Origin of the sequence: Intrasporangium sp. (assembly GCF_032907665.1) — a bacterium.
Lineage (GTDB): Bacteria > Actinomycetota > Actinomycetes > Actinomycetales > Dermatophilaceae > Intrasporangium.
Genome location: NZ_JAJJPG010000031.1, coordinates 23800 through 33538 on the forward strand (window position 1 = coordinate 23800; position 9739 = coordinate 33538).

At 70.0% G+C, this 9739-nt stretch carries 6 protein-coding genes; 5 read left to right on the forward strand and 1 reads right to left on the reverse strand.

All coding sequences use genetic code 11. From position 1 onward, the window contains the following. The first annotated feature begins 96 nt into the window (after window positions 1–96). Genes LOY02_RS07090 through purU form a run of 3 tightly spaced genes read left to right on the forward strand, consistent with a single transcriptional unit; the run spans window position 97 to window position 3264 of the window. A complete protein-coding gene (locus tag LOY02_RS07090; protein WP_317181635.1) occupies window positions 97–1497 on the forward strand; it encodes an aminomethyl transferase family protein in 1401 nt (466 codons plus the stop codon). Then, a complete protein-coding gene (locus LOY02_RS07095) occupies window positions 1494–2333 on the forward strand; it encodes a methylenetetrahydrofolate reductase (protein WP_317181636.1) in 840 nt (279 codons plus the stop codon). The genes LOY02_RS07090 and LOY02_RS07095 overlap by 4 nt, the downstream gene beginning before the upstream one ends. 55 nt (window positions 2334–2388) lie before the next feature. Next, window positions 2389–3264: a formyltetrahydrofolate deformylase gene (gene purU / locus LOY02_RS07100; protein ID WP_317181637.1), complete on the forward strand. Its 876-nt coding sequence runs from the start codon at window positions 2389–2391 to the stop codon at window positions 3262–3264. Window positions 3265–3320: 56 nt separating this feature from the next. Here purU and LOY02_RS07105 read toward each other — a convergent pair whose 3' ends face one another. Then, window positions 3321–4334: a helix-turn-helix domain-containing protein gene (locus LOY02_RS07105; protein ID WP_317181638.1), complete on the reverse strand. Its 1014-nt coding sequence runs from the start codon at window positions 4332–4334 to the stop codon at window positions 3321–3323. Between the two features lie 92 nt (window positions 4335–4426). Here LOY02_RS07105 and LOY02_RS07110 point away from each other — a divergent pair, with 92 nt between their 5' ends. Next, window positions 4427–7912 carry a S8 family serine peptidase gene (locus LOY02_RS07110; RefSeq protein WP_317181639.1) on the forward strand — a complete coding sequence of 1162 codons (3486 nt, stop codon included), beginning with the start codon at window positions 4427–4429 and terminating at the stop codon, window positions 7910–7912. A 226-nt stretch (window positions 7913–8138) separates the two neighbouring features. Then, the coding region (locus tag LOY02_RS07115) for a S8 family peptidase (RefSeq protein WP_317181640.1) at window positions 8139–9739 on the forward strand (1601 nt) is incomplete at its 3' end.

Genomic DNA, 9739 nt, shown 5'->3' on the forward strand with positions numbered 1-9739 from the left:
TATGTCCCAGCGGAAGGCTGGCGAATGCCGCTGTTGCCCCTGGGGCCGTGGGGCTTCAATCGGACCGAACCCGGGACGCCGAAAGGACACGCACCCTTGACCAGGTCCATCCAGAGCGCCATCGATGCCGCCGGCGGCGTCGTGACCCTGCTGCGGAACCAGACCGCCCGCGCCATGACCTTCCCCGTTCCACCGGAGTTCACGAACTGGCGGACGGAGCAGGCTGCCTGGCGGCAGACCTGTGTGCTGTTCGACCAGTCCCACCACATGACGGACCTGTTCATCTCCGGTCCGGATGCCGTCCGCCTGCTGAGCGACTTCGGGGTCAATGGTCTCGACGGCTTCCGGCCGGGCCAGGCCAAGCAGTACGTCGCAACGAATGCCGACGGCCACGTCATCGGCGACGCCATCCTCTTCCATCTCGAGGATGGGCTCTTCGACGTCGTGGGACACCCGACGGTCCCGAACTGGCTGGAGTTCAATGCGGGGGCCGGCCGCTACGACGTGGCGATCGAGCGGGACGAGAACTCCGCCGATCGGCCCTCGGGTCCGCCGAAGGAGTTCCGCTACGAGCTGCAGGGCCCCAACGCCGCAGCCGTCATGGAGGCGGCTGGAGCGCCGATCCCGCAGATGCGGTTCTTCACCATGGCCGACTTCGAGATCGCCGGCGTCCGGGTTCGCGGGTTGCGCCACGGGATGGCGGGGCAACCCGGCGTCGAGCTGTTCGGTCCGTGGTCGGAGAACGAGCGCGTCCTGGACGCGCTGCTCGGCGCAGGACGCGACCTCGGGCTCGTCCGGGCCGGCGCGAAGGCGTACTCGACGGCGAACCTCGAGTCCGGGTGGGTCCCCTCGCCTCCCCCGGGCATCTTCGGGGAGGACATGACGGCCTACCGACAGTGGCTGCCCGCCGATGCGGTGGGTGCTCTCGCCGGGAGCATGGACTCCCCCGACATCACCGACTACCTCGTCACGCCGTACGAGCTCGGATACGGCAAGGTCGTTCGCTTCGATCATGACTTCCACGGGCGCGACTCCCTCGAGGCGATGCAGGCACCGCACCGGACCAAGGTCACCCTCGTCTGGAACGCGGACGACGTCGCGTCGGCCTTCCGCTCGCTCTTCCACGACGGGCTCCCGGCGAAGTACCTGGAGCTGCCCAAGGCCCGCTACGGCCTCTACCAGGCCGACAAGGTCGTCCTCGGCGGAGCGACCGTCGGCATGTCGATGGACCTCGGCTACCTGGTGAACGAGCACGCCTTCGTGTCGCTCGCTGTCGTCGACACGGAGCTCGCTCCGCTCGGGACCGAGGTGCACGTGCTGTGGGGGGAGTCGCCGAACTCGCGAAAGCCCGGCGTCGAGAGGCACGAGCAGGTCGAGATGCGCGCCGTCGTCGCGCCGGCCCCCTTCGTCAAGCAGGTTCGAGACACCTACCGCGCCCCATCGCCGCAGGCGAGCAGGGGCACCACCCACGGAGCTTCCCAAGGGGCCGCGTCATGAATCGTCAAGAGCACCTTCGCCGGCTGGTCGCCAACATCGGCTTTGAGGTGATGCCCTTCAAGGACATCGAGCACAAGGCTGTCGACCTGGTCGACCCGAGTGTCCCGCTGACCGTGACGACGACGGCAGCGAAAGGCCTGGATCGCACCTTGGACGTGGCGATCCACCTGCGCGAGAGGGGGTTCGACGTCGCTCCCCACCTCGCAGCCCGGCTCTTCCGCGATGACCAGCACACCGCCGAAGTGGTCCAGCACCTCGTGGCGAACGGGGTCGAGCGGGTCTTCGTCATCGGGGGCGACGGTCCGGAGCCGGAAGGCAAGTTCTTCGATGCGCTGGCCCTGCTCGAGTCGATCGCCAGGACGGGCCACCGCTTCCGTGAGGTCGGGATCGGCGGATACCCGGAGGGCCATCCGAACTTCAGCACTGACGTCGCGGAGAAGGCCCTCGTCGAGAAGTCGCTGCATGCCGACCGCGTCATCACCCAGATGTGCTTCGACCCCAAGGTGACGACCGCGTGGGCCGGCGACATGGCCCGTGCGGGGGCGCACCTCACCTTCTACGCAGGGATGCCCGGACCGGTCAACCGGCAGAAGCTCATTCGGATCAGCGCCTCGTTGGGGCTCGGCACCTCGGCGCGCTTCCTCCAGAAGCAGAAGGGGCTCTGGCGCTTCCTCATGCCGGGTGCCTACAACCCCAGCAAGCTCCTCCGGGGGCTCGCGGCGGCACAGCCGGAGTCGGAGCCACTCGTGCACGGGATCCACCTGTTCACCTTCAACGAGCTGGCCGGCGCCGAGAAGTGGCGACTCAAGCTGCGCCGCGAAACCGGTCTCGACTGAGTCGAGACGAAGAGCACGGCCGCCCCAGTGCTCGGAGAGCTCAGGAAGAGGGAACATGCCGACGTATCGAACCGAGCCAGAGGACGAGGGCCGACTGCTCGTCCAAGGACCTGACCGGCCCGGCATCGTCGCCGCGGTCTCGACAGTCCTGACCGACATCGGGGCGAACATCGTCGCCCTGGACCAGCACTCGAGCGATCCGCACGAGGGCCAGTTCTTCCAGCGCACGGTCTTCTACCTGCCGAACCTGACGGCACGCCTGCCCGAGCTGAGCGAGCGACTCCACGGGCAGCTGGCCGAGGAGCTGGGCCTGAACTGGCGCATCGTCGAGAGCAAGCGACCGAAGCGAGTCGCGCTGCTCGCCTCGAAGAGCGACCACTGTCTGCTCGAACTGCTGTGGCGCCAACGGCGGGGTGAGCTCTCGATGGTGGTGCCCATGGTCATCTCCAACCACCCGGACCTCGCCACTGACGTCCGTCAGTTCGGCATTCCCTACTTCCACGTGCCGATCTCCGCAGAGACCCGGCCCGAGGTCGAGGCCCACGAGCTGGGCCTGCTCAAGGGCAACGTCGACGTCGTGGTCCTGGCCCGTTACATGCAGATCCTCTCCCCCTCGTTCCTCGAGCAGCTCGGCGTTCCGGTCATCAACATCCATCACTCATTCCTGCCCGCGTTCATCGGTGCCGCGCCGTACGACCGGGCGAAGGAACGTGGCGTCAAGCTCGTGGGCGCCACGGCTCACTACGTGACCCAGGACCTCGACCAGGGGCCGATCATCGAGCAGGACGTCGTGCGGGTGTCCCACGAGGACTCGACAGCCGACCTGCGTCGCCTGGGTGCGGACGTGGAACGGCGGGTTCTGGCCCGCGCGGTCGAGTGGCACTGCGAGGACCGGGTCATGACGTTCGCCAACACCACCGTCGTCCTGTAGTCGGCGTCGCCCCCGCACCCCTTCGAGAGCGTATGCCGCTGAGCCCCTTGACCGGGTCAGTGGCCTTCGTGTCCCCCCGCCGGCGAGGACGCCTCCCCTGGCTCGCGTCCACGGGCTCCCTCCCCGTGAGGCTCGGCGGCCACCCGCCGCTCGGCGTGGGCGCCTGCCTGGAACCGCGTGCTCGCCCCGAGCCGGTCCATCAGCTGCGCGACGCGACGACCGACGGTGCGGGTGCTCACCCCGAGCCGGCGGGCGATCGCGTCGTCCCCCATGCCGGCCGTCAACATGGTGATGAGTCGCGCGTCGAGGTCGTCGCCGTGGTGCCGCGCGATGGGCAGAGCCTGGTCCCAGAGGAGCTCGAACATCCGCACGAGGGCGTCGAGGAGGGCGCTGCTGTGGACCACGAGGGCGCTGTCGATGACCCGGTCTGCGGCAAGGGGCAGCAGGGCCTGCCTGCGGTCGCCGATGGCGAGCTTCATCGGGACGTCCGGATGGATGCGCGACCGCTCGCCGGCGTCGACGGCGGAGTGCGCCTCGTCGACGGCACCGGGGAGCTGGAGGGAGTCTGGAGAGTAGATGCCCCTGACCCGGACCCCCGAGGAGAGCAGCCCGCGAACCGAACGGTCTGCCTCATCGGGCTGCGTCGCGTACGGCGGCCGGTCGAGCACGAGCAGTTCGGCCTCGGTCGCCTGCATCAGCTGCGCGAACCGGGCCGCAATGGCGTCCTGCCCGACGATGATCTCCACGAGCCGTTCCGGCTGGTACCGGTCGGGGACGGCCATCTCCGCGAGCCATTCCCGGGAGGCCTCGGCAACCCGGTCGAGCTCGGCGCGGCGACGGGAGACGAGGACGTCGATGGCGACGTCGGGCCTCGACGGCCGCCAGCGTGCCGGCTTCCGTGAGGACCGGGTCACCAGGCCGACCACCTCGAGGCGGTGCAGCGCCCCGTCAAGGGCAGGTCGGGTTCTTCCGAGACGGGCGGCGAGCTCGTCCGGCGCGAGGTCCGGTTCACGGAGCAGGAGCCGATAGAGCTCCTCGTCCTCCGTGGCCACCCCGATCGACTCGAGCACTGCACCATCTCCTTGGCTGGATCCAGACATGACCGACTCCGGTCACGATATGTGGTGGCGGGCGGCCGAGGCCTGCGGTGAGGATCATGCCCATGCGCACCCTCCACTCGAGGCTCCGGGCCGTCTCGGCCGCTGCCTCATCCATCGTCTTCGCCCTCTCCACCCTGAGCGTGGCATCCGCTGCAGCCGCTGACCCACAGGACACGGGTGGCTCGGGCGGGGCCGACAGCGCGAGCGTCCCGACCGCAAGGAGCGCCACGGGCGCCACGAGCGCCAGCGGACCAGGCGACCCGAGCCGACGACCGCGCCTCACCGCCCCGACCACGGTGACGCTCATCACCGGCGACCGGGTGACCCTCAAGCCGTCGCCGTCGGGAGACCCGGAGGTGGTCCTCGAAGTCGGCAGGGATGGCCAGAGCGACTACGCGATCCGACGTGAGGGCGCGCGGATCGAGGTCATCCCGCACGACGTCCTCGACCTCGTGCCCGAGGTGCTCGATCCCAACCTCTTCGATGTCGCCGGCTTGGTGGCCATGGGCTACGACGACGGCCACGCCGACTCGATCCCGCTCATCGTGCAGCGGTCGTCCGGCATGCACACCCTGAGCGCCAACCCGGCGCTCAGCGCTGCGGTCGACCTGCCCAGCATCCGGTCAGCCGCCGTTCAGCTGGACAAGAAGCGCGCCGGAGAGTTCGGCGCCGACCTGGCGGTCCGCGCCACCCAATCGGGTCCGGTGGCGACAACAGCCGGCAACGGCGCGCTCGACGGGATCGACCGGATCTGGCTCGACGCGAAGGCGACTGGAGCCCGAGCGTTCTCGACCGAGACCACGCGGACCCTCGAGGCCCGCGCCACCGCGGACCTCGATCCCTACCTCACCCAGGTCGGAGCACCCGAGGCCTGGAATGCAGGTCTCGACGGCTCCGGGGTCAGCGTGGCCATCCTCGACACCGGGATCGACGGCGACCACCCGGCCCTCGGGGGCAAGGTCAGGGCGGAACACAACTTCACGGACTCGAGCGGTGCAGGCGACCTCGTCGGCCACGGCACCCATGTGGCGAGCCTCGTCGCCGGGTCGGGCGCCGGGGCCGACGGGGCGCGCCGCGGCATCGCCCCGGCCGCTGACCTCCTCAACGCCAAGGTCCTCGGCGACGAGGGCCAGGGCCGGCTCTCCTGGGTGATCGCCGGCATGGAGTGGGCCGTCGCGCAGGGCGCGGACGTCGTCAACCTGAGCCTCGCCGCCCCTGCGGGTCTCACCGACGACCCGGTGGTGCAGGCCCTGGAGAACCTGGCCAGCACCACGGGAACCCTCTTCGTCGTGGCCGCCGGGAACAACGGCTGGAACGGCTGGGTCCCGGAGACGGTCACCTCGCCCGGCACTGCCCCGTCGGCCCTCACCGTGGGCGCCGTCGACCGGGACGACCGCGTCCCGGGCTTCTCGGGACAGGGACCGACCCGCGGGAGCTACCGTGCGAAGCCGGACCTCACCGCACCCGGGGTCGGGATCCTCGGCGCCCGTGCCGGCGCTCGTGACGGGGAGCTCTACGTGCCGATGGACGGCACCTCGATGGCGACTCCGATCGTGGCCGGTGCGGCGGCGCTCGCCATGCAGCAGCACCCGACCTGGTCCTGGGAGCAGGTGAAGTCCGCCGTCACGGCGAGCGCGGACCCGGTGGGTGCGGCCTGGTCCGCGGGCGCGGGTCGGCTGGCCCTCGAGCGCACCGTCACCGTCGAGACCACAGCCGTGCCCAGCACCCTGAGCCCCGGCCCGGCGCTGCACCCGAACGAGAACCCCCTGACCACCACCGTGACGCTCCGCAACACCGGGACCGAGGATCGCACCTTCACTGCCACCGACAACCAGACGGCCCCGGCGGACGGGACGGAAGCCCCCGAGGACGCACTCGTGGTGACGCCGGCGACGGTCACCGTCGCGCCGGGTGGCTCCGCAGCGGTCGACGTCGCGTTCGACCCGGCGCAGGTCGACGACGGCTACTGGCACGGTCATGTCGAGCTCACGGGCGACGACGGCTCCATCCTGAGGCTGCCGTTCGCGACCTACGACGAGCCCGAGCGCTACCAGGTCGACATCACCGTGCTCGACCGCAACGGCGACCCCTACGCAGGCGGCGAGGTCCCCCTCCAGAACGTCGACAACGGGTACTTCTACCGCGCGCAGCTCGACGACGCCGGCCGGGCGCGGCTGCGCGTCGCGCCGGGCACCTACAGCGCGGTCACGATGATCCACACGGAGGAGGAGGTGGGCACGACGACGACGGTCGCCGGCACGCCCGACCTCGACGTGCGCGCCGCCACGTCGTTCACCATCGACGCGCGTGACGCCGAGCCGGTACGACCGCCTGCCGTCCACGGTCAGGACACGCACGCGACCGAGTTCTCCATGGTGTGGAATGCCGTGGCGCCAGGGGGTTCCGGCTACGGCGACGGCATCTCTCGTCCCATCGAGGACGTCCTGGCGGGACGCCTCCTCGTCGCGCCCGCGGACGGCGACGGCGAAGGCACCTTCGAGTCGGCCACGCGGTGGCGCCTCGAGCCCGGAACCCACCGCGGTGCAACCACCCCCGATGCCTACGAGCTCGTCTCCGTCCACGGCGGCCTCGCCGACCCGGCCGGGCGGCCACTGACCCAGCGCGAGGTGGGGCAGCTGGCCGAGGTCACCGAGCACGCCTATGCGCCCGAGCGCGGTGATGTCGTCCGCGGCCTCATCTCGACGACTCCCCTCACCTTCGACATCGTCCACTTGCGAGAGCTCACCGCCCCGCGGACCGAGAAGGTCCTCATGACCGCGGACGAGGACGTCCGGTGGGGCTACCAGTCCTTCTGGCTCGACGAGGGGCCGCAGCGGCTCGAGTCCGTGGCGCTGACGCCGCACGAGCCGGGATCCCGCGTCGTGCACCACTTCCGCCGCGGCCTGCACGTGGGGATCCCCGCGGGGCAGGCCTACCACGACCGATGGAGCTTCTACGTCGCGCAGGGGCTCACCGACGGCGTGCACTCGGGCTCGATCCCCTTCGAGCGCATCCGCTCGGCCTCGACCACGCTCTACTCCGACGACGACCTCATCGGCTCCTCACCTGACGTGTTCGGCTTCTTCGACGTTCCCGCCGAGCGCACGCCCTACCGCCTCGTGGGTGACGTCGAGCTGACCGACGGTCGCAGCGCCCGGACGGAATGGACCTTCACGTCCGAGGCCCCGACCGACCCCGACTTCTGGGAGACGGTCCCGCCCATCCTCACCGTCGACTACGGGCCCTCGACGGCCCTCGACGGCACGGCCCGGCGCGACCGGAACCTCCGCTTCGACCTCTCGATCGGGAACGTCAGGGACGTGGGCGACCCCCGGCGGATCGAGTCCGCTCGGTTGGAGTGGTCGCTCGACGGGGGCGCCACGTGGCACGAGGCGTCGATGCGCCGCACGGGTCCGGCCGCGTTCGTGGCCACGGTTCGGTCGACGCACCTGCGCACCGGCGACGCCGTGAGTGTCCGCCTCGATGCCAGGGACGCCGACGGCAACTCCATCGACCAGACCCTCACAGACTTCGTGCCGCTGGACTGAGTGACGCGGCCATGCGGGACCGGCTGGCCGGCCGCCGGTGACCCAGCCGGCGACTGACGCCACGTCAGATCGCCCCCGGCTCAGCGGCATACGACCACAGCCGTGGTGTATGCCGCTGAGCCCGTTGACCTGGTCAGGACCGGCCTAAGCCCCAAAAGCGGCTGATCTGTGCATACGGTGGGCCCGGGCACGAGGAGGTGCCTTCACCACCCAAAGGAGATCAGTGATGATGCGACGAACTCGCATGGTGGCCATGGGCGGGGCTCTGGCCCTCGGCGTGGCCACGATGGCCGGCGCCGCGGGAGCCGGTGCAGCCCCCGCTCAGGTCGCCCAGACCACGGCACCACAGGACTACGTCGTCCTCGCAGAGGAGGGCGCTGACGTGCAGGCCCTCGCTCGGCAGCTGTCCAGGCTGGGCGACGCGCAGGTGACGTCGGTCAACACCGCCATCGGCATGGTGACCGTCACCTCCACGTCTGCGGACTTCCTCGCGGGCGCCCGGTCGATGACGTCGGTCCAACGCGCCGCGACGAACGGAGTCGTCGGACGGTCACCGGTGTCCAAGGACAAGAAGGACACGTCAGTGGAGCGGCCCCGCTTCGACGAGCCCGGCAACTCCCACGGCAACAGCGCCCACGCCAAGAAGGGCAAGAAGGGCGCCACGGACCCGTTCGACGACCTCCTGTGGGGCATGGACATGCTCGACGCCCCCGAAGCGCACCGGCTCGAGATGGGGGACAAGCGTGTCACGGTCGGCATCATGGACACCGGTGTCGACGGGAGCCATCCCGACCTTGCGGCAAACTTCAACCACAAGCTCTCGCGCAACTTCGTCACCGACATGCCCGACATCGACGGCGAGTGCGAGTACGACGGCTGTGTCGATCCGGCCGACGTCGACCACAATGGCCACGGCACCCACGTGGCCGGCACCATCGGTGCCGCGATGAACGGTCTCGGCGTCTCCGGCGTGGCTCCCGAGGTGTCGCTCGTCAACGTGCGCGCAGGCCAGGACGCCGGCTACTTCTTCCTCGACTCGACGGTCAACGCGCTGACCTACTCCGCGGACGCGGGCATCGACGTCGTGAACATGTCGTTCTACGTGGACCCGTGGGCCTACAACTGCATCGACGGGGCACCCGAGGACTCGACGGAGGAGGGCCAGCAGCAGAACGCCACCATCGAGGCGATGAACCGCGCGCTCGACTACGCCCACAGCAAGAACGTGACGCTCGTCGGCGCCCTGGGCAACTCCGCGGACGACCTGGCGAACCCGCCGATGGACTACAGCAGCCCGAACTACCCCGAGGGCAACGAGCACCCGCGCACCATCGACAACGCGACGTGCTTCGACCTGCCGGTCGAGGGCCCGCACGTCATCGGCGTCTCCTCGGTCGGCCCGAGCGAGCGCAAGGCGTACTACTCGAACTACACGACTGACCTGGACTCCGGCGAGATCGAGGTCTCCGCGCCCGGCGGCGACTACTACGACGGAACCGGTGTCGACCCGGAGCGCCTCATCCTCTCGAGCGTCCCGCGCAACGTCGTGCTGGCTGAAGGGTCCATCGACGAGGACGGCAACATCACCGAGTACGGCGAGGGCTGGGTCCTCAAGGACTGCCGTGACGTCCCCGGCAAGGGCGAGCAGTGCGGCTACTACGAGTACTACCAGGGCACCTCGATGGCCTCACCGCACGCGGCTGGGGTTGCGGCCCTGATCGTGTCGAAGTACGGCAAGGTCAACGGTACGGCCGGCTTCACGCTCGACGCCGACACGACCAAGAAGATCCTCATGGACAGCGCCCGTGACAAGGCCTGCCCGGGCGG

What these genes read in the sequence shown, in the direction of transcription:
- LOY02_RS07095 (WP_317181636.1), top strand. Translation starts at nt 1,494, where the DNA reads ATGAATCGTCAAGAGCACCTTCGCCGGCTGGTCGCCAACATCGGCTTT.
- purU (WP_317181637.1), top strand. Translation starts at nt 2,389, where the DNA reads ATGCCGACGTATCGAACCGAGCCAGAGGACGAGGGCCGACTGCTCGTC.
- LOY02_RS07110 (WP_317181639.1), top strand. Translation starts at nt 4,427, where the DNA reads ATGCGCACCCTCCACTCGAGGCTCCGGGCCGTCTCGGCCGCTGCCTCA.